At 41.7% G+C, this 20,299-nt stretch carries 17 protein-coding genes and 1 pseudogene; 6 read left to right on the top strand and 12 right to left on the bottom strand.

The genetic code is table 11. The features are described 5' to 3' along the window. Positions 1 to 96 precede the first annotated feature (96 nt). Positions 97 to 1,760, bottom strand: a pseudogene (locus AB5217_RS06195) (glycoside hydrolase family 28 protein). 352 nt (positions 1,761 to 2,112) lie between these two features. Between AB5217_RS06195 and AB5217_RS06190 the strand changes: the two are divergent. From AB5217_RS06190 to AB5217_RS06180, 3 genes are all read left to right on the top strand, one after another. After that, entirely contained in the window at positions 2,113 to 2,970 is an 858-nt protein-coding gene (locus AB5217_RS06190; RefSeq protein ID WP_032843067.1) for an enoyl-ACP reductase, read from the top strand. 6 nt (positions 2,971 to 2,976) lie between these two features. Beyond that, complete coding sequence (locus AB5217_RS06185) at positions 2,977 to 3,984, top strand: hypothetical protein (protein WP_004304519.1); 1,008 nt, start codon at positions 2,977 to 2,979, stop codon at positions 3,982 to 3,984. An 89-nt stretch (positions 3,985 to 4,073) separates the two neighbouring features. After that, the gene (locus tag AB5217_RS06180) at positions 4,074 to 4,778 is read left to right on the top strand and encodes an SAM-dependent methyltransferase (protein ID WP_004304520.1); all 705 of its coding nucleotides are present in this window, start codon (positions 4,074 to 4,076) and stop codon (positions 4,776 to 4,778) included. On the opposite strand, the gene AB5217_RS06175 is transcribed toward AB5217_RS06180, so the two are convergent. The 3 genes from AB5217_RS06175 to AB5217_RS06165 all read right to left on the bottom strand — a co-directional run bounded on the left by AB5217_RS06175 (position 4,744) and on the right by AB5217_RS06165 (position 8,984). Next, the gene (locus tag AB5217_RS06175) at positions 4,744 to 5,862 is read right to left on the bottom strand and encodes a hypothetical protein (RefSeq protein ID WP_032843069.1); all 1,119 of its coding nucleotides are present in this window, start codon (positions 5,860 to 5,862) and stop codon (positions 4,744 to 4,746) included. The two genes, AB5217_RS06180 and AB5217_RS06175, sit on opposite strands and share 35 nt — an antisense overlap. Before the next feature lie 63 nt (positions 5,863 to 5,925). Beyond that, entirely contained in the window at positions 5,926 to 6,774 is an 849-nt protein-coding gene (gene lipA, locus AB5217_RS06170) for a lipoyl synthase (protein ID WP_032843070.1), read from the bottom strand. Beyond that, on the bottom strand, positions 6,774 to 8,984 hold the full coding sequence (locus tag AB5217_RS06165) for a S9 family peptidase (protein WP_032843071.1): 2,211 nt from the start codon (positions 8,982 to 8,984) through the stop codon (positions 6,774 to 6,776). The genes lipA and AB5217_RS06165 overlap by 1 nt, the downstream gene beginning before the upstream one ends. 154 nt (positions 8,985 to 9,138) lie before the next feature. Between AB5217_RS06165 and AB5217_RS06160 the strand changes: the two genes are divergently transcribed. From AB5217_RS06160 to AB5217_RS06150, 3 genes are all read left to right on the top strand, one after another. Then, positions 9,139 to 9,441, top strand: a complete 303-nt coding sequence (locus tag AB5217_RS06160; protein ID WP_004304524.1) for a hypothetical protein — start codon at positions 9,139 to 9,141, stop codon at positions 9,439 to 9,441. 139 nt (positions 9,442 to 9,580) lie between these two features. Next, on the top strand, positions 9,581 to 9,949 hold the full coding sequence (locus AB5217_RS06155; protein WP_009000503.1) for a BlaI/MecI/CopY family transcriptional regulator: 369 nt from the start codon (positions 9,581 to 9,583) through the stop codon (positions 9,947 to 9,949). Between the two features lie 23 nt (positions 9,950 to 9,972). Then, positions 9,973 to 12,090: a M56 family metallopeptidase gene (locus AB5217_RS06150; protein WP_032843072.1), complete on the top strand. Its 2,118-nt coding sequence runs from the start codon at positions 9,973 to 9,975 to the stop codon at positions 12,088 to 12,090. Positions 12,091 to 12,096: 6 nt separating this feature from the next. Here AB5217_RS06150 and miaA read toward each other — a convergent pair whose 3' ends face one another. From miaA to prfA, 8 genes are all read right to left on the bottom strand, one after another. Further along, entirely contained in the window at positions 12,097 to 12,999 is a 903-nt protein-coding gene (miaA, locus tag AB5217_RS06145; protein ID WP_032843074.1) for a tRNA (adenosine(37)-N6)-dimethylallyltransferase MiaA, read from the bottom strand. A 143-nt stretch (positions 13,000 to 13,142) separates the two neighbouring features. After that, positions 13,143 to 13,697, bottom strand: a complete 555-nt coding sequence (locus tag AB5217_RS06140; RefSeq protein ID WP_008650842.1) for an IS1096 element passenger TnpR family protein — start codon at positions 13,695 to 13,697, stop codon at positions 13,143 to 13,145. A gap of 21 nt (positions 13,698 to 13,718) precedes the next feature. Then, a complete protein-coding gene (gene lpxA, locus AB5217_RS06135) occupies positions 13,719 to 14,486 on the bottom strand; it encodes an acyl-ACP--UDP-N-acetylglucosamine O-acyltransferase (RefSeq protein WP_032843076.1) in 768 nt (255 codons plus the stop codon). Positions 14,487 to 14,505: 19 nt separating this feature from the next. Then, a complete protein-coding gene (locus AB5217_RS06130) occupies positions 14,506 to 15,891 on the bottom strand; it encodes a bifunctional UDP-3-O-[3-hydroxymyristoyl] N-acetylglucosamine deacetylase/3-hydroxyacyl-ACP dehydratase (protein ID WP_004304529.1) in 1,386 nt (461 codons plus the stop codon). An 11-nt stretch (positions 15,892 to 15,902) separates the two neighbouring features. Beyond that, complete coding sequence (lpxD, locus tag AB5217_RS06125) at positions 15,903 to 16,943, bottom strand: UDP-3-O-(3-hydroxymyristoyl)glucosamine N-acyltransferase (protein ID WP_004304530.1); 1,041 nt, start codon at positions 16,941 to 16,943, stop codon at positions 15,903 to 15,905. An 82-nt stretch (positions 16,944 to 17,025) separates the two neighbouring features. Beyond that, positions 17,026 to 18,255 (bottom strand): HD domain-containing protein, encoded by a 1,230-nt coding sequence (locus AB5217_RS06120; protein WP_004324970.1) that lies wholly within the window; start codon positions 18,253 to 18,255, stop codon positions 17,026 to 17,028. A 30-nt stretch (positions 18,256 to 18,285) separates the two neighbouring features. Next, positions 18,286 to 19,110, bottom strand: a complete 825-nt coding sequence (gene pyrF / locus AB5217_RS06115; RefSeq protein ID WP_004304532.1) for an orotidine-5'-phosphate decarboxylase — start codon at positions 19,108 to 19,110, stop codon at positions 18,286 to 18,288. A 76-nt stretch (positions 19,111 to 19,186) separates the two neighbouring features. Further along, complete coding sequence (gene prfA / locus AB5217_RS06110) at positions 19,187 to 20,299, bottom strand: peptide chain release factor 1 (RefSeq protein ID WP_004304534.1); 1,113 nt, start codon at positions 20,297 to 20,299, stop codon at positions 19,187 to 19,189.

Here is a 20,299-nt window from a genome sequence, read left to right as displayed (position 1 = left end):
TTTACTCTATATAATGATATTGTGGTTTTCTTTTTGCACCACAGAGTACACAGAGGGCACAGAGAAATAAATATGCAGTAAATGGATTTCATTTTATTAAACTGAATCCTTTGTGTCCTCCGTGTCCTCTGTGGTGAACTTTATTTGAGACTTAAAATTTCTTCTTTCGCTCCCAGTTCTTCATAAACCTTCCCGTCTACAGTCAGATTCTTGGCATTTTTGACATTTAGTATATTGTTGCCTTTTGATGATTCTACATATACATTCTCCAAAGTAACTCCGTCGACTTGGCTGATAACAACGCCGTCCGTAGCTTCTGTCATCACGACATTCTTAACAGTAATATTGCTGATCGGCATTTCCGGTAAACCATTGAAGAACATGGCACGTCCCGAACCTCTGCAAACAATATTAGAGATATGAATATTGCGGAAAGCGGGTGTTTCTTCCGTTACCGGAGGAATACTTGTCTTCATGCGGTTCAGCAAGTCTTCTTCCGATTCTTCGCCGGCGCCTTTTCCACCATAGAACAAGTCGAACAACAAAGGTTCGTTCGGAATGTTAATCATGTTGATATTATTAATGTAGATGTTTTCTACCACACCGCCACGTCCGCGGGTACTCTTGAAGCGCAAACCTACATCTGTGCCCATAAATGTGCAGTCTTCTACATAGATATTCTTCACGCCACCCGACATTTCACTTCCTACTACAAATCCACCGTGTCCATGCAGTACTGTATTATTTTTCACGATAACGTTCTGGCAAGGTTCACCACGTCGGCGACCATCTTCATCTTTACCGGATTTGATACAGATTGCATCGTCTCCCGCATCAAACACACTATTGATAATTAGAGCGTTTTTACAAGATTCCAAGTCGATAGCATCACCGTTTTGAGAATACCAGGGGTTGATGACCATGATATTATTTACTGTGAAATCTTCGCAAGACAAGGGGTGCAGACACCAGCTTGGTGAGTTTTTGAAAGTAACGCCTTCCAACAGTACCTTTTTACTTTTGACGATACTCAATAGTACCGGACGCAACCATGGACGGATTTCTGCCCATTCTTCATCTGTGTTGATACCTTCGGGTACATTGAAGTCTTTGCAAGCCATTGCACCTTTTAATGAGCCGGCAGTGGGATACCATACTTCTTGTTTTTCGTCGAGAACACCTCCTGATTTTACCAGTTTTTTCCATTGAGAAGCAGTCAGCTTTCCTTTTTTTACTGGACGCCAGCAGTCGCCGTTTCCGTCAAATGTACCATGTCCGGTGATAGCGATATTCTCTGCATTGCGTGCGGAAATCGGCGATTGGCAACGACGAGTCTCCAATCCTTCAAAGGACGTGGCAATGATAGGATATGCTTCAAAATCACCGGTGAAGAGTACCAATGCATTCTGTTTAGTATATAAATTTACGTTGCTCAACAGTTCGATAGGTCCTGTCAACCAAATGCCTTCCGGGATAATCACTTTACCCCCTCCATGCTGATTTACATCTTTAATAGCATCGTTGATTGCTTTTGTATTCAGGAACAGACCGTCTCCTTTGGCTCCGAATTTCTCAATGTTTACTTCGTAAGCAGGAAAAACCGGTTGCTGTACTTTCGGCATTTCAAAAGGTAAATTCTGGTAAAGAGCGTCACTGATTGAGCTTTCTTTTACAGCAGTCTCGCTTTGTTTACATCCCAATGAGATAAACGGTAAACAGCATACGGCCATCCAGAAGAGTCTTTTTGTCAATGTGTTCATTTAGTAACTTAATTTCTATAGGGTTATACATCTATTGTTTTTCTTGGTAGTTGGTTGATGATTAATAAGGATGATTTCATAATTCTTATGTCCTTCCGCAGGCGATCTGTCGCAGGCAGCCTGCAGGAGAGGAATAAGACGAATTCATGTTAACCTAATTCTAACCTTAAATAAATATTATGAAAAAACCTCTTAATTATCGATTGCAAAGATAGGTGGGAAAGCCTAAGGCGATGTGGACTAATTGATAGATTACGTGTATTTTTTGTCATTTCTGTCTATTATTTGCACACTTCTCGTGTTTTTATGCAGAAAGTTCCTATCTTTGCACAAAATTTAACTATTAAAAGATATGAGTTACAACTTGTTGAAAGGAAAAAGAGGTATTATCTTCGGTGCTTTGAACGATCAGTCTATTGCCTGGAAAGTGGCAGAGCGTGCCGTAGAAGAAGGTGCAACCATTACATTATCAAATACTCCGATGGCTATCCGTATGGGAGAAGTCGATGCTTTGGCCGAAAAATTAAATTGCCAAGTTGTTCCGGCAGACGCCACTAGCGTAGAAGATTTGGAGAATGTATTCAAGACCTCCATGGATATACTGGGTGGACAAATTGATTTTGTACTCCACTCTATCGGTATGTCTCCCAACGTGCGCAAGAAACGTACTTACGATGACCTTGACTATGGAATGTTGGATAAGACATTGGATATTTCAGCTGTTTCATTCCACAAAATGATTCAGTCGGCCAAGAAACTGAATGCTATTGCTGATTATGGTTCTATCGTTGCTTTGAGCTACGTAGCCGCACAGCGTACTTTCTATGGCTATAATGATATGGCCGATGCAAAGGCTTTGTTGGAGTCTATTGCTCGCAGCTTCGGTTACATTTACGGACGCGAACATAGCGTACGTGTGAACACGATTTCACAGTCGCCTACATTTACTACTGCCGGTTCGGGCGTGAAGGGTATGGACAAACTGTTCGACTTCTCCAACCGTATGTCTCCGCTCGGAAATGCAACGGCTGACGAATGTGCCGATTATTGCATCGTGATGTTCTCCGATCTTACCCGTAAGGTGACTATGCAGAACTTATTCCATGACGGTGGATTCTCCAGCGTAGGTATGAGTCTTCGTGCCATGGCTACTTACGAGAAAGGGCTCGATGAGTACATGGACGAAAATGGTAACATCATTTACGGATAAAAGATTATGAAACTACGGATCTCTCTTCTTATTATATTAATGAGTATGCTTTTCACCTCCTGCGGGATAAGCACAGGAAAGGGTACGGAGCAGAAGGAAGAAGAGATTTCTGTTCTGAGATATGATAAGCTGTTGAGCGAATATGTTCGCTCCAACAGCTTTTCTGCTATGCAGAAGTTGACGATGGACTACCGTATGCCGACGAAAATCCTGATTGAGGATGTATTGTCTATCGGCACGGTGAAAGATGATACCATCTCGCAACGTCTGCAAAAATTCTATTCGGATACGACTTTGGTTCGTTTGCTTAGCGATGTAGAGGCAAAGTATCCTAATCTGGATGAGGTGGAAAAAGGACTTAGTAAAGGATTTCGGAAACTGAAAAAGGAAGTGCCTGATACGAAAGTGCCGTTTATCTATTCGCAAGTATCCGCTTTCAACGAATCTATTATTTTAGTGGATTCTTTATTGGGAATCAGTCTTGATAAATATATGGGGGAAGATTATCCTCTTTATAAGCGTTTCTATTACGATTATCAGTGTCGCTCGATGCGTCCGGAACGGATTGTGCCGGATTGTTTTGCTTTTTATCTTTTGAGCCGTTACGGTATGAACTATCATGAAGGTACTTGTCTGATTGACTTGATGATGCATACGGGGAAGATCAATTACGTAGTGCAAAACTTATTGGGATATAGTGATATCGGTGAAGCAATGGGGTACTCTAAGGAGGAAAGCGACTGGTGCAAGGATAATGAAAAGGAGATATGGAATTATATCTGTACCAACGATCATCTGCATGCTCGTGACCCGATGGTGATCCGCTATTATATGAAGCCTGCTCCTGCTGTTGATATGTTGGGTGCTCAAGCTCCGGCATTGATAGGTACATGGATGGGAGCAAGAATCATTGCTTCTTACATGAAAAAGCATAAGGATATGAAGCTGAAAGATCTCCTGGAATTTACTGATTACCACGAAATGTTAAGTGAATCCAACTACTTGGCTTCCTAATTGTTACATTTCTCAATTTTTAATTAGCTTCGCTCAAAACCTTATTTGATTTTTAATATTAAAGTATAGTCTTAATTCTCAATTTAAAAGTGGAAACTGCCCTTTATTTGTTGCCCGTGACTTTAGGCGATACACCTATTGAAAAGGTATTGCCTTCTTATAATAAGGAAATTATTTCCGGTATTCGGTATTTTATAGTCGAAGATGTTCGTTCTGCCCGTCGTTTCCTGAAAAAGGTGGACCGGGAGATTGATATTGATGCGTTGACATTTTATCCGTTGAACAAACATACTTCACCTGAAGATATTTCCGGTTATCTGCAACCTCTGGTAGGCGGAGCTTCAATGGGAGTTATCTCCGAAGCCGGTTGTCCGGCGGTAGCTGATCCGGGAGCGGATGTGGTTGCCATTGCACAACGTAAAAAACTGAAGGTAGTTCCTTTGGTTGGACCCTCTTCAATTATTCTTTCTGTGATGGCTTCGGGCTTTAACGGGCAGAGCTTTGCGTTTCATGGTTATCTGCCGATTGAACCGGGGGAACGTGCCAAGAAACTGAAAACTTTGGAGCAGCGTGTGTATGCTGAAAACCAGACACAACTTTTCATTGAGACGCCTTACCGGAATCATAAGATGATAGAAGATATTTTGTTAAACTGCCGTCCTCAAACAAAGCTTTGTATTGCTGCCGATATTACATGTGAAGGAGAGTATATACAGACGCGTACTGTGAAGGACTGGAAGGGACATGTGCCTGAATTGTCTAAGATTCCCTGTATTTTTCTCTTATATAAATAACGCCTTTCAGGTGTTCATATTCATCTTCGAAACAGCTACTGAAGAAGCCTTTTCCCAAGTTTTCCTCTATCTGTTTGAAGCTCCATAGCTTACTGTTCTTAAAGCGAGGGGTACAAAGGATGGAATCATCCTTGATATCAACGATGAATAAGTAGATAAGACGATTGGTTACTTCATTCTCAAAGTGATAAACGATATTGAACTCTGGCTTGATATCTTTCTCGTGCGGGAAAGCATTGTTAATCAAACGGGTGGCACCTGCTTCTAAAGATTCTCCATAGCGGAGATAACATTCCATGGGAATGTCCACTTTTCCTTTGTCCAAAATGGCTGTTGACGGTCTGTCGCAAAGGAACAGCATTCCATGAGTGGATATGGCAATTCTTATCACCGGATTGATGTATGCGTTCTTATAATTAACAGCTTCTATTGCAGGGGTTTTCCCGATCACATCTCCTTTTGTATTCACAATAGGAACATATTCCGTGTGAGACATTAAGTGATTGAAGAAACGGATAGCGATCTGGTTGAACAGGATGCTCATAAGAAAGATGCTAGGAGGTAACACTTTATAGAGTACAAACATGCTCGTCTTGCTCAACGGATCTTGAACAACAATGGTAATGCTGATTATAATGAAATGCAGTATTCCGAAAATCAAGGCAATGCGGGCAGATACAACGGCGGCTTCTGCTCCCTGGGCATATAAACGTTTGTTGCAAGAACCTATCTGTTTTAAGAAGTGGTTGATAAACCTTTTCTTATGCATATAAAGACTTAGCATCGGAATGAGAATACTGACTTCCAGAGTAAGCGGAAGTGCACCGGGAGGAACATAATCACCAGGAATGAGAGCTGCTACGGATAATAGCGCCAGCACTCCGGTCGCTATATAGAGGATAAAATTAGGAATTAACAATCCTTTACGTCGATAAGAAAGGTATATTCCTATAATACCTATACCTGTACCGATGTAAATAGCCGTGTCTTGCGTTATAAGTTCACACAATAAAATGGAAATAATAACGGGGATAAAACCCAGCGACATGTTAAATGCGGAAGAAAGTATTCCTTTATGGTCCATCTCTATATTTATGTTTATTTGTCGGTTTTATCTATAAAACAAATAGTGTATGTGTTTTGTTTGCTAACGAATATGTTTCTCTGCATGGTAGGAGGAACGAACAAGGGGAGCACTCTCTACGATGTTGAATCCTTTCTCTAAACCAACTGTTTTATATTTCGCGAATTGCAGCGGAGTGATGTATGCTGCAACGGGATAATGCCGATGACTCGGTTGCAGGTATTGACCTATGGTAAGAATCTGGCAACCGGTTGCTAACAGATCGTCCATCAATGTTTCGACTTCCTCCGGAGTTTCACCCAGTCCGACCATTATGCCGCTTTTAGATTTGACTCCCTTTTTGGAAATGTGTCTGATAACCTGTAAGCTTGTATCATAATTTGCTGCACTGCGGACTAGTGGACTAATGCGGCGCACAGTTTCCATATTGTGTGATATGATGTCGGGGCGGGCGTCAATTACTAAATCTACCAACTCCATTTTGCCTTGAAAATCCGGAATTAGCACTTCAATGGTTGTCTGTGGATTCAACCGTTTTATTTCCCGGATGGTATGTGCCCAATGTTCTGCTCCCAAATCAGGTAAATCATCCCGGTCTACAGAGGTGATGACGGCATGATCCAGTTTCATCAGTGCGATGGATTCTGCTACATGGGTAGGTTCGTTTGCATCTAACGGATGCGGACGCCCTGTCTGTGTGTTGCAAAATTTACAGCTACGCGTGCAGATGTCACCGCCAATCATGAAGGTAGCTGTTCCTTTTCCCCAACATTCCCCCATATTAGGGCAACGCCCACTGCTGCATATCGTGTGCAAGCAGTGGGAGTCGACAATTCGCTTTGTTTCGGTGTATCGTTCGTTGGCACCGATATTAATTTTCAGCCATTCGGGCTTACGTACTCTATCCGTCATTATAAGTTGTTCAAGAAGAAGTTGGTCAATCGTGTGTACAAGTGTTGGCGGGTGTTGCCACCATATATTCCATGATTACGGTTCGTGTACACTTGCATATCAAATTGTTTTCCAAGCTGAACTAACTGTTCGGCATATTCTGCACAGTTCTGGAAGTGAACATTGTCATCTGCCATACCATGTACTAGCAACAAGTTGCCATGAAGTTTGTCGGCACGGGTGAAGGCTGATGATTCCTTATATCCTTCCGCATTTTCTTTGGGAGTGCGCATGAAACGTTCGGTGTAAATCGTATCATAGAAACGCCAGTCGGTCGGTGCGGCTACTGCTACTCCGGCTTTGAATACGGGAGTTCCTTCGCTCATGCTCATAAGAGTCATGTATCCGCCATAACTCCAACCCCAGATACCGATGCGGTCTTTGTCCACATACGCTTGTTTACCTAGGTAAAGCGCTGTTTCCACCTGGTCTTTGGCTTCTTTGACTCCGATTTTCAAATAGGTACATTTCTCAAAAGCTTCTCCACGGCCTCCAGTGCCACGACCATCTACACATACCACGATATAACCGAGGCTTGCCATGTATGTCTCCCAACTGATTCCCCAAGTATCTAATACCTGTTGGGAACCCGGGCCACTATATTGATACATCAGTACCGGGTATTTTTTGGATGCGGAGAAATTAACCGGTTTCATCATCCAGCCGTTCAACTTCACGCCATCTGTAGTCTGGAAAGTAAAGAACTCTTTTTGTGGTACTGCATATCCGGACAATGTTTGCTTCAACGCATCATTCGTAATAAGCGTTTTGAGCGTTTTTCCTGAATTATCGTTCAAAGTAACCAACATAGGAGTATCCAAGCTGGAGAACTTATTCATATAATACTTCATCGATTTGCTGAAGAGCGGCGTATTGGTTCCTGCCTGTTGAGACAATTTAATCTTTTTGCCTTTTTTGTCTATTTTATAGACAGCCTTGCGCAGAGGACTCTCTTCGTTGCTGGTATAATAGAAAGAGCCGTCTTCCTCATCATATCCCAGAAAATCTTTCACTTCGAACTTACCGTTAGTAACCTTTTTAATCAAGTTACCTCCCATGCTATACCAATAGAGATGACTGTAACCGTCACGTTCGCTAAGCATGCTGAAATATTCCGGATAGAACTGGATATTATCGAAAATATTCTCCTTTATGTAATAAGGAGATTCATCACGGAGCATTAGTTTGCAAAGTGTTGAACGAGGATCGGCAAAGTAGAGATCGAAACGGTCTTGATGACGGTTTAATGTCATGATAGCCAATTTGTTGGCATCCTTTGTGAAGCGGATACGTGGAATGTATCCATCTGCATCCAGCGGGAGTTTCATCGTACGGGTGACATGTGACTTGATGTCATACGTGCGTACTTCTACTTTCGAGTTCGGGTATCCGGCTTTCGGATACTTGTAGGTATATTCACCCGGATAATCCTTTAAGGCATCAATACGGGGTGCCTGTCCGGCAAATACCGGAAAAGAGTAGGAGGGAACTTCTGATTCATCGAAGCGGATGAAAGCGATCAGTGTATTATCAGCGCTGAATTCCAAAGCACGGTCGAAACCGAACTCTTCTTCATATACCCAGTCGGGGATGCCGTTAATTACAGAGTTCTGTTTGCCATCCTCCGTAATTTGGCTTTCACTGTTGCCATAAAGCAACTTAACAAGAAATATGTTATTGTTGCGGACAAAAGCAATCATTGTACCGTCTGGAGAAAAGACGGGGACCTGTTGAGGTCCACCGTCAGACAGCCGTTCAATAATGTTGTTTGTCGTAACGCCCTTATCATTTCGTTTCAAAGGGTAAATGTAATGTACAGCTGTGTATGAATGCCTATATATAGGTGTCGTTTTAGTAGCAATCAGCAATTTCTGACCGTCGGGCGAGAACTGGTAACTGTCGAAGTTCTTGAAGTCACATTCGCGTGCAGTGCTTACATCGAAGATCACTTCTACTTTCTCGCCTGTCTTGAAAGAGTATTTAATGATTTGCGTGCCGTCAGCGTTCATCTGCGTGTAGTGTTCACCATCAGGCATAGGGATTACTCCCTGGATATTTTCCGGGCGGAAACGTCCGGAGGTGATATCTTTTAAATCGAGTGCCTTTTGTCCTTGTGCCATTCCGGTCAGACAGAGAAGGCAGAGTAATAAAGTGATGCTGATCTTTTTCATCTGCTTTTATAATCGGTTTTGGTTTTAATTCGTACTTGCAAAAGTAACAATAAACTTAGATTCAACAAAGCCTGACCGATTTTTATATAGATTTGATAAGGATTATTGGGTGAGATTCAATATCTTTGTGAAAAGGACTTTAAACATTACCACTATGAATTCAAAAAGAAAAGACTTGCAATATGCTTCTGTCTTCTTATTGGCCGTGGCATTGACATTCCTGTTGGGGAAGGGGGATAATCTGTGGTTGGTATCGTGGGGTGACTTGATACCGAGTTTGTTTGTGCTGTTCATAGCAGGTGATTGTTTGCATAGTTCCCTGCTTCGTATCAAACGCGGGGAAGAGGATGGAGGAGCCCGGTGGAGTACTTGTTTCACTTTTCTGGTATTCAGCATTGTTTTTATGGGCGACTTATTCTATATCGGCAACTTTATTGTGAATAAACTGTGGGGCTAAAGGGGTAGTAGAAATTCTGTTTCACAGGTATTTAATAGTAAGATTTTCTTCTTAACTATAGCTTTTAGTTTACTTTAACTAGATAAATTAGTTTATGAACTAAAACTTTTCGTTATTTGCAGTAAACAAAGTTGCAGATATGAAAGGATTAACAGCAAAAGAAGAAGAAATCATGGGCTTTTTCTGGGAAAAAGGCCCCTTGTTCGTGAAAGAAATGTTGGCTTTCTATGAAGAACCCAAGCCGCATTTTAATACATTATCTACGATTGTGCGCGGGCTGGAAGAAAAAGGCTTTTTAGCTCACTATACTTTTGGGAATACTTATCAATACTATCCTGTAGTCAGCGAAGAGGATTTTCGTAAAGGAACATTGCGAAATGTGATTAGCAAGTATTTTAATAATTCTTATCTGAATGCTGTTTCTTCTTTGGTTAAGGAGGAAGATATTTCGTTGGATGAATTGAAGCAACTCATTCACGAAGTGGAACAGGCCGATAAGAAACACTAATCTTTTTAACGAAAATCTATGCTATGGGAGTTTTCTTCATCTATATATTAAAATCGTCAGTTTGTCTTGTTTTGTTTTATCTGTTTTTCAGGTTATTACTTAGCAAGGAAACTTTTCATCGTTTCAATCGAATGGCTTTATTGGGAGTGTTGTTCTTTTCATTACTCATTCCTTGTATCGAAGTAACTACCCGGCATCAGGTTGAGGTGCAACAGGCTATGCTTTCCATCGAGCAGTTGCTACTGATGGCAGAATCGGAACCTACCCCTGTTGAAGTCGGTGCAGTGCAGGAGACGCCGGCCATATCTTGGGTACAGATTGTTCTGCTGGTCTATCTGGCGGGTATTCTGTTTCTTGTCTGTCGCAATATCTATTCTTTGATTTGTCTCTTCCGGTTGGTACATTCCGGCAAACATGAGAAGTTGGAGAAAGGGGTTACACTTGTGGTGCACAATCAGGAGATAGCTCCGTTCAGTTGGATGAAGTATATTGTCATCAGCCGGAAAGACCTGGAGGAAAACGGGAGGGAAATCCTTATTCATGAAATGGCTCATATCCACCATCGTCATTCAGTAGATTTATTGGTGGCGGATATTTGCATCTTTTTCCAATGGTTCAATCCTGGTGCATGGTTGTTGAAACAGGAGTTGCAGAACATTCACGAATATGAAGCGGACGAGACCGTCATTAATGAGGGTGTAAACGCGAAAGAATATCAACTATTATTAATAAAAAAAGCCGTTGGCACAAGGCTCTACTCTATGGCCAACAGCTTTAATCACAGTAAACTTAAAAAACGTATCACTATGATGTTAAAAGAAAAATCGAATCCGTGGGCACGGTTGAAGTATTTGTATGTACTTCCGTTGGCAGCTATTGCAGTAACTGCTTTTGCCCGTCCTGAAATCTCTGAAAAAATGGAAGAGATTTCTGCTGTCAAAGTTAATGATTTGGCGGAAATTGTGCAAGAAAAGGTGCTGCAAGATACAGTAAAAGTATCTAAAGACGAGAAGAGAGATGATTTGGTGGTGTCCGGTGTGAAATCGAAAGAGGAAGAAGAAATTGTTATTTTTGAGGTTGTAGAGCAGATGCCGGAATATCCTGGTGGTATGAGTGCACTGCAAAAATATCTGTCGGAGAAAATAGCTGGTTCTCCGATGAAGGGTAAAGCGGGCGGTAGAGTGATGGTAGGTTTCACTGTGGCTGAAACCGGGAAGATAAAAGATGTACGTACACTTCAGTCGGATGAAGCGTCATTAAATCAGGAAGCCGAAAGAATTGTCAGTGAAATGCCGGATTGGATTCCCGGAAAGCAACGAGGCAGACCTGTACCAGTGAAATATACTGTCCCTATAAGATTTGGGAATATCAGATTTGCAGAGAATAAGCAGCCTTTGATTTTTGCTGATGGCATGGAGATTAGTATGGATGCTATGGAAAAGCTGGACCCGTCAACAATAGAAAGTATATCTGTGTTGAAAGATTCTACTTCGATAAAAGTGTATGGTAAACGTGGTGCGAACGGGGTGATACTTGTAAATACTCAACGAGGCAGTAAGACTAAAATACAGAATAAGGAAATCAGTTTTTCACAAAAAACAACCAGTACAGATGCTGTTCCCGATTTTCCGGTTAGTGGAACTGTTGTTGACGAGCAGGGGCGTCCGAAGGCTGGAGTCAGCATTATTGTGCCTAATACAAATCATGGTACGATAACGGATATAAATGGTCATTTTAGTCTGAAAGCAATGAAAGACGGCAATCTGTGGTTCTCATTTATTGGATATAAGCCAGTAAAAGCTTCTGTATCTTCTACGATGAATATACGAATGGAGCAGGAAGTGGTTGACCTGTTTCCTGAACTTTCAGGCAGTGTGAAAAATGGAAATACAGGGTTTAAGGTGAATAATGGTGTAACTGTGCATGGGATAAAAGGCGAAGAGCCTTTAGTCATTATAGACGGGAAAGAAGCTATGGAGAAAGATGCGTTGTCTAAGCTTGCGCCGGACCATATAAAAAGTATTTCTGTGCTGAAAGATAAATCAGCACAGGTTGTCTACGGAGACAAAGGAAAGAATGGGGTGATTATTGTAGAAATGTTGACGGATGATGAATATCAGACCCGTCAGAACAAAAGATAAGAGAAATCATGTATTGATTTGTTGACGGAGGTACGCTAGTATCTCCGTTTCTTGTTCCGGGTGGAACCATTTTATTTCTTCATCTCTTTTGAACCAGGTCATTTGTTTACGCGAATAAATGCGGGAGTTTTGCTTGATTTTGTCTATAGCAAAGGGGAGTTCCCATTCTCCGTCCAGATATTTGAACAGTTCTTTATAGCCTACTGTATTGAGTGAATTGAGGTGACGATAGGGAAGTACGGAACGTACTTCTTCCAATAATCCTTCCTCCATCATCTGGTCTACCCGACGGTTGATACGGTCATAAAGTTCTTCCCGATCACGAGTCAGGCCGACTTTCAGAATACGGAAAGGACGCTGTTTTTTTTGTTGGGTGCGAAAAGAAGTATAAGTGCGTCCGGTCATATAGCAAATCTCCAACGCATGAATCACTCGCTTGGGATTCTTCAGATCTACAATCCGGTAATATTCCGGATCTAACAGTCGAAGTTCTGCGCAGAGTTGTTCAAGGCCTTCCTCTTCATACTTTTGTAACATGATTTGACGGGTTTCCGCATCAACGGTAGGAATATCGTCAATTCCCTTACAGATAGCGTCTACGTACATCATTGAGCCACCAGTGAGAATCACGACTTCGTGTTGCGTGAATAATTTCTCCAGAATCTCCAGTGCTTCTGTTTCGTATTGGGCAGCGCTGTAATAGTCTGTGAGGTGGAGCGTGCCGACCAGTTGATGGGGGACACGTTTGAGTTGGTCGGGAGTAGGAGCTGCCGTACCTATTTTTAATTCGGCATAAAGCTGTCTCGAATCGGCAGATACAATGCTTGTCTGAAATGTTTCTGCCAAGCGCAGGCTCAACTCCGTTTTCCCCACACCTGTAGGGCCTATAAGAACAATGAGAGTAGGCATAGATTTTTAAGTATTAAGTATAGAAATATTAAGTATTAAGTATAGAAATATTAAGTATTAAAGCGTACGGGACTAAAAAAATATTAGGTATTAACTGCTTGACACTACATAGCAATTAATACCTAATACTTGATGCTTAATACTTAAAATTTTTCTTCTTCGTATGGGCTGCTAGTGTCACCACCTATGTCAAATCCTTCCTGATCGAAGTCTTCCATGTCGAAGTCCTGGTCTCCATAGAAGTTTTCATCCAGATCAAGAGAACCGCTGGCAGCGGCCATTTCTTCAAAATCTACCGTTTGTTTAGGAGCATCTCCTGATTTCTTGGTACATTTGGCGCCATCCATATCTTTTCCGGTGATAATTTCGGATAGTTCGATGAAGAAACAACGTTCTGTTATGTAATCGAATACATATAGCAGTTTCTGTTTTTCATCTTCTACCAGTTCACTGATAGTAGTGTCTTTCATTACCCAGCTATCTATTTCCGGATTGTCGTCCATTTCTTCCAAGGTTACTTCTTTTCCTTTTTCCCAATCGTCATCGCAGATAAAGAAAGAAGTCATCTGGTCGTTTGTGTACCCTACTGATTTCAGTATTGCTTCATGGAAGTCATAAAAAGTAGCTTCCGGATCAATTTGTATTTCTCTGACAAAATCGTCAACTTCATCAGATATGATAGTAAATCTGTATATCATAATATGACTATTTTGAACTGTTTATTTAATGATACCACGTTCTGAATTACGGATGAAATCGATAATATAGTCAATTTCCGGACTTTTTTCAAATTCATCTTCTATTTTTTTCAATGCTTCTGTCGTGTTTAAACCACTTTGATAAATGATACGATATGCATTGTGAATACTTTCGATCACTTCATTGGCAAAACCACGACGACGCAGGCCGATGATGTTGATTCCACTAAAAGCAATCGGTTCGCGTCCTGCGATGATGTAAGGAGGAATATCTTTACTGAAGCGGCATCCGCCCTGAATCATTACATGACTCCCTACATGACAGAATTGGTGCATCAATACATTGGCGCTGACAATCGCGTTATCATCAATGACGATTTCGCCTGCCATCTTGGTAGAGTTACCGATGATACATCCGTTACCAACCAATGCGTCGTGTGCTACGTGTACACCCTCCATCAATAAATTGTTATTTCCCACAATCGTGCGCCCTTTAGCTGCCGTACCACGGTTGATTGTTACATTTTCACGAATCAGATTATTATCCCCGATTTCGGCTGTCGATTCCTCACCGCGAAACTTAAGGTCCTGCGGGATGGCTCCGATTACGGCACCCGGAAAAATAGTGTTTCTGTTACCAATACGTGAACCATATAAAATATTGGCGTTAGCCATAATTTTATTGTTGTCGCCGATAACTACGTTCTTATCTATAAATACAAAAGGCGCAATTTCTACATTTTCCCCAATTTTAGCTTCGGGATGAATATACGCTAAAGGACTTATCATGCTTTTAATATATCAATTATTACTTATTTTTCACTATTTGTGCCATGAACTCTGCTTCGCAAACAACTTTCTCGCCAACAAATGCATATCCTTTCATAGTAGAGATGCCACGGCGGATAGGTGCCAGCATTTCTACACGGAAGATAATAGTATCTCCCGGCACTACTTTCTGGCGAAATTTTACTCCATCTATTTTCATGAAATAGGTAGAATAACGTTCAGGTTCGTCTACTGAATTCAAAACGAGTAAACCACCGACTTGTGCCATTGCTTCTACTTGAAGTACTCCCGGCATAACAGGTTCTTGTGGGAAATGTCCCTGAAAGAAAGGTTCGTTAGCTGTGATATTTTTGATACCTACAATGTAATTAGCACCAATCTCAATCACTTTGTCAACCAGTTGGAAAGGATAGCGGTGTGGCAATAATTCGCGGATACGGTTTACATCCATTACCGGCTCACGGTTACAGTCGTAACTTGGCGCCTGTATTTCGTGCAAACGGATTTCTTTCCGCATTTGGCGTGCAAACTTATTATTGATAGTATGTCCGGGACGGGTAGCAATGATCCGGCCTTTTATCGGTTTACCGATTAAAGCAAGGTCACCGATCACATCCAACAATTTGTGGCGGGCACATTCGTTTGCCCAAACCAACGGTTTGTGATTGATATAGCCTAATTGTTCAGCGTCCATGTGAGGTACTCTCATCACATCTGCCAACTTGTCGAAACTTTCCTGTGACATCTTACGCTCGTAGATTACGATTGCATTGTCCAGGTCACCCCCTTTAATCAATCCAGCGGAGAGCAGCGGTTCTATTTCGCGAACAAAGACGAAAGTACGGCTGGCGGCCACTTCGTCTTTGAAATTATGCATATCCTCAAGTGTAGCAAACTGATTCGGAATAATGGTTGAATCGTAAGAAACCAGTACATTCAGACTGAAATTCTCGTCAGGAAGTACGATGATAGAAGAACCAGTCGTTTCATCCCGGAACTCAATTTTAGACTTGATAATATAAAAGTCTTTGACGGCATTTTGTTCTACTGTTCCTACACGTTCTATTTCTTGTACATAATATTGTGCACTACCATCTAAAATAGGAAATTCCGGTCCGTTAACCTGAATAAGGCAGTTATCAATGCCCAATGCGTAGAGGGCTGCCATACCATGTTCAACGGTGCTTACTTTGACTCCATTCTTCGACAATACAGTACCACGAGTGGTTTCTGTCACATTGTCGGCTACTGCATCGATAGTTGGTTGTCCTTCTACGTCAATGCGCTGGATTTTATATCCATGATTGTCCGGAGCAGGATTAAATGTTACAGTGAGATCAAGTCCAGTGTGAAGACCTTTCCCGCTCAGTGAAAAGCTATCTTTCAGCGTTTTTTGTTTCAGCATTGGTTACTTATTTACTTATTTAATAGTTGTTTTAATTCTTCTATTTCTTTGCGCAAATTACGCAATTCTTTCTGCATATCCGGTAAGCTTCTTTGTGCGACGGATGCTTTGAAGTATTGCTTCAGTTCCATAGGAGGAGTTCCGATAAGCTGGCTACCGGATTTAATGTCTCCGGGTACACCTGACTGTGCACCTAAACCAACTTTGTCTCCTATTTTGGAATGTCCTGCAATACCTACCTGACCTCCGATCATACACCATTCACCAATTTTGGTAGAACCGGCAATTCCGGCTTGTGCAGCCATTACGGTATGTGAACCTATTTCATCATTATGTGCTATTTGTATCAGATTGTCTAATTTGACACCACTATGCACTACCGTAGCTCCCATTGTAGCACGGTCTACACAAGTATTAGCACCTATATCTACTTTATCTTCCAGAATAACAATTCCGATTTGCGGAATCTTATCGTATCCATTCGGAGTGGGAGCAAAACCAAATCCGTCAGCTCCAATCACTGCACCCGAGTGCAGGATACATTCGTTACCTATGCGGCAATCATGATAAACATTTACATTGGAGTACAGCAAGCAACTGTTGCCTATCTTCACGCCGTCTCCAACAAAAGTGTGTGGATAAATTTGGGTATTATCTCCAATCACGGTATTTTCACCAATATAGGCAAATGCACCGATGTATACGTTCTCACCAATTTTGGCGCTGGGTGCAACGAAAGCTAATGAATCTATACCTTGTTTCTTAGGCTTGCTCATCTCATAAAGATTGAGCAATTTAGCCAGACTTTCATATGCATTGTCTACTTTTATCAGAGTAGTTTTAATTTCGTGCTCGGGAGTGAAGTCCTTATTAACCAGGACAATGCTTGATTGTGTCTCGTAGATGTAAGGTGTATATTTGGGATTTGACAGGAAAGAAATTGCTCCGGGCATTCCCTCTTCAATTTTAGCGAATGTGTGTACCGTAGCGTTTTCGTCTCCAATGATTTCCCCTTGGATAAATGCTGCAATTTGCTTAGCCGAGAACTCCATGTCTTTAATTTAAAATTTAATTAGTTCACAAATAACGGATTTTTTTTTCAGATTTCCGTGTTATTGCATGAATATTTTATACTTATCTGTGTAATCTCTGATAGCAGAGATAGTATTTCTTTACCTTTTTGGACAATAATGAGATGTTCAGCATGTCCGATGCTTCGGCAATATTTTTGATAGTGCCGTCTTTGTAGATAATGTCAATACTGTCATCTGCCGGGTCATACATATTCTTTTCGATGCTGGGGGTAGAGACAAAATAGTTCGCTTCGGAAAGGGTTATACCTAATTGCTGGCTGATGTGCAAAGTTAATTCTTTTTTTCTGTCCTCACTAATCGGTTCCGATGAAATTTCTACTTTAAAGATATTTCGGTTTATCATTCCCGTGCTTAAAGTAGAAAGTACCTTGTCTGTATGGGTGCTCCACACTTTCAAGGCTGTCCATATATCATTGTCGTCTAGCTGGATAAAATTCTCCAGACAGTCGGGGTTATGATAGAATTCCGTAGGATTGATATCATTGTAAAGGAAAAAACGCAATGCGGGTGATGCAAACAGTTCCACTCTTTGGGAAGCTAATTCTTTGGCACGTAATAGAGTACTAATCAGCATCTTTTCGTATGCGACGGATGTCTTATGCAGGTATACTTGCCAGTACATCAAGCGACGTGCCGTGAGGAAATTCTCGATAGAATAGATCCCTTTGGATTCGATAACGAGTCGGTCATCCGCTACATCAAGCATTTTGATAATTCGGGCGGAACCGATGTTTCCTTCTGTCACGCCTGTATAAAAGCTGTCACGGCGAAGATAATCAAGTCTGTCCATATCCAACTGACCGCTTACGAGTTGATGCAGAAAGCGTTTCGGATATTCGTCCTTGAAGATTTGGATGGCAAGACTAAGCTGACCGTTCATCTCTTTGTTCATCCGTTCCATCAGCATGAGGGAAATCTCTTCGTGGGAGACTCCTTTTACTATAGTATCTTCCAGTACATGTGAGAAGGGACCATGTCCTATATCATGTAACAGGATGGCCGCCTGTACAGCTTCCGCTTCGCTGTCAAAAATAAAATTACCTTTAGAAGCCAGTTGGGTGATAGCTTCACTCATCAGGTGAAAAGCACCTAAAGAGTGTTGGAAGCGGGTGTGTTGCGCACCGGGGTATACAACAGATGATAATCCTACCTGCTTGATGCGGGTAAGACGCTGCAAAAGGGGATGCCGTACTATATCGTACAGTAACCCCTTTGGAATATTGATGAACCCGAATACGGGGTCGTTAATTATCTTTCTTTCGTAAGGCATTCGTTTTCTTTAGAGATCCTTTTTCTCTTTTCAGAGAATTGCTTTGAGTTGTTCAGCCATTTGCGCCTGTACTTCTTGTGCGGCGGTGCGGGCAGCTTCTGCAAATTTCTCTGTTTTATCTACGTAGATGATACCACGTGAGGAATTAACAATTAATCCGCATGTACTGTTCATTCCGTATTTACAAACTTCTTCGAGCGAGCCGCCTTGTGCTCCTACACCTGGTACGAGAAGGAAATGGTTCGGAACAATTTTACGAATATCTTCGAAAGCACGTCCTTGAGTGGCACCTACCACATACATCATACGGTCGTCACTAGCCCATTCTTGTGATTTACGTAATACTTTCTCGAACAGACGTTCACCGTTTACATCTTCTGTTAGTTGGAAGTCATGTGAACCTTTGTTGGAAGTCAATGCCAACAGAATCACCCATTTACCTTCATAGGTAAGGAACGGAGTAACGCTGTCTTCGCCCATATAAGGAGCTACCGTTACAGAGTCGATATTAAGTTCTTCAAAGAAGGTGCGGGCGTACATTGCAGAAGTATTTCCGATGTCACCACGCTTTGCATCAGCGATGATGAATTGATCGGGATAGTTATCTTTGATGTATTTTACTGTCTTTTCAAATGCGATCCATCCTTTTACGCCCATGCTTTCATAGAAAGCCAGATTGGGCTTATAGGCGATGCACAAATCAGCTGTCGCGTCAATGATGGCTTTGTTGAATGCAAAGATCGGATCTTCTTCTTTCAACAGATGCTCCGGGATTTTCTTGATGTCAGTATCAAGTCCTACACAAAGGAATGATTTTTTGCGCTTTATGTTTTCAAATAATTGTTGCTTATCCATCTTATTATTTACTATTATACAATTTACTATTGACTATTTCTAAGAAATCATTTTCAACTATCAACTCTTCATTTTTCTAAAGTTCGCTTTCTTTCAAGCGTTCCGCGTTTTCTGCTACGATCAGGTGGTCGATACAGTCTTGAATATCCCCGTCCATGAATGCAGCAAGATTATAAATCGTGTAATTGATGCGATGGTCGGTGATTCGTCCCTGTGGATAGTTGTAGGTGCGGATTTTAGCAGAACGGTCTCCGGTCGATACCATTGTTTTGCGCTTGGAGGCAATGTCATCGATGTATTTCTGATGTTCCTTGTCATAGATAAATGTACGGAGACGGGCCAAGGCACGTTCCTTATTTTTCGGTTGGTCACGTGTTTCGGTACATTCAATAAGTATTTCTTCGGCAATGCCTGTATTCGGGTTCTTCCAGATATAACGCAGACGTACTCCGGATTCTACCTTATTTACATTCTGTCCACCGGCACCACCACTTCGGAAAGTATCCCATTTGATTTCTCCTTCGTTGATGACTACATCGAATTCTTCAGCTTCGGGAAGTACCGCCACTGATGCGGCAGAAGTATGAACACGTCCTTGTGTTTCGGTAGCAGGAACGCGCTGTACGCGGTGTACTCCCGATTCATATTTTAAAATTCCATATACATTATCGCCCGTGACACTACAAACAACTTCTTTGAATCCTCCTGCTGTTCCTTCGTTTGCATTGGAGACTTCCATCTTCCAACCTTTGGTTTCACAGAATTTGGCATACATACGAAAGAGGTCACCGGCAAAGATAGCTGCTTCATCACCTCCTGCACCGCCACGGATTTCAAGAATTGCGTTCTTGCTGTCTTGCGGATCGGCAGGGACAAGCATCAGTTTGATTTCTTCTTCCAATACCGGAAGGCGCTCTTGACTATTGTCCATTTCTTCTTTCGCCATCTCGCGCATTTCAGCATCCGATTCATTAGCAAGGATATTTTTAGCTTCTTCAATATTACCCAGTAATTGGATATATTCTTTCCTTGCTTTCATCAAGTCGTCTAATTCCTTATATTCTTTAGTCAACTTGACATAACGTTTCTGATCGGCAATCACTGCCGGGTCTGTGATAAGGGTAGATATTTCTTCAAAACGGGCTACGAGTCCGTCTAATTTTTCTAATATGGTACTGTTATCTGCCAT

Source organism: Bacteroides sp. MSSM.1001136sp1_RTP21357st2_D2_RTP21359_211015, assembly GCF_040913205.1.
Lineage (GTDB): Bacteria > Bacteroidota > Bacteroidia > Bacteroidales > Bacteroidaceae > Bacteroides > Bacteroides ovatus.
This window is presented reverse-complemented; position numbering and strand designations above follow the sequence as displayed.

Excerpts from the sequence above, each read along its gene's own strand:
- AB5217_RS06190 (WP_032843067.1), top strand. The coding sequence starts at position 2,113 with ATGAGTTACAACTTGTTGAAAGGAAAAAGAGGTATTATCTTCGGTGCT.
- AB5217_RS06185 (WP_004304519.1), top strand. The coding sequence starts at position 2,977 with ATGAAACTACGGATCTCTCTTCTTATTATATTAATGAGTATGCTTTTC.
- AB5217_RS06175 (WP_032843069.1), bottom strand. The coding sequence starts at position 5,862 with ATGGACCATAAAGGAATACTTTCTTCCGCATTTAACATGTCGCTGGGT.
- lipA (WP_032843070.1), bottom strand. The coding sequence starts at position 6,774 with ATGACGGATAGAGTACGTAAGCCCGAATGGCTGAAAATTAATATCGGT.
- AB5217_RS06165 (WP_032843071.1), bottom strand. The coding sequence starts at position 8,984 with ATGAAAAAGATCAGCATCACTTTATTACTCTGCCTTCTCTGTCTGACC.
- AB5217_RS06160 (WP_004304524.1), top strand. The coding sequence starts at position 9,139 with ATGAATTCAAAAAGAAAAGACTTGCAATATGCTTCTGTCTTCTTATTG.
- AB5217_RS06155 (WP_009000503.1), top strand. The coding sequence starts at position 9,581 with ATGAAAGGATTAACAGCAAAAGAAGAAGAAATCATGGGCTTTTTCTGG.
- AB5217_RS06150 (WP_032843072.1), top strand. The coding sequence starts at position 9,973 with ATGGGAGTTTTCTTCATCTATATATTAAAATCGTCAGTTTGTCTTGTT.
- miaA (WP_032843074.1), bottom strand. The coding sequence starts at position 12,999 with ATGCCTACTCTCATTGTTCTTATAGGCCCTACAGGTGTGGGGAAAACG.
- AB5217_RS06140 (WP_008650842.1), bottom strand. The coding sequence starts at position 13,697 with ATGATATACAGATTTACTATCATATCTGATGAAGTTGACGATTTTGTC.
- lpxA (WP_032843076.1), bottom strand. The coding sequence starts at position 14,486 with ATGATAAGTCCTTTAGCGTATATTCATCCCGAAGCTAAAATTGGGGAA.
- AB5217_RS06130 (WP_004304529.1), bottom strand. The coding sequence starts at position 15,891 with ATGCTGAAACAAAAAACGCTGAAAGATAGCTTTTCACTGAGCGGGAAA.
- lpxD (WP_004304530.1), bottom strand. The coding sequence starts at position 16,943 with ATGGAGTTCTCGGCTAAGCAAATTGCAGCATTTATCCAAGGGGAAATC.
- AB5217_RS06120 (WP_004324970.1), bottom strand. The coding sequence starts at position 18,255 with ATGCCTTACGAAAGAAAGATAATTAACGACCCCGTATTCGGGTTCATC.
- pyrF (WP_004304532.1), bottom strand. The coding sequence starts at position 19,110 with ATGGATAAGCAACAATTATTTGAAAACATAAAGCGCAAAAAATCATTC.
- prfA (WP_004304534.1), bottom strand. The coding sequence starts at position 20,299 with ATGGCAGATAACAGTACCATATTAGAAAAATTAGACGGACTCGTAGCC.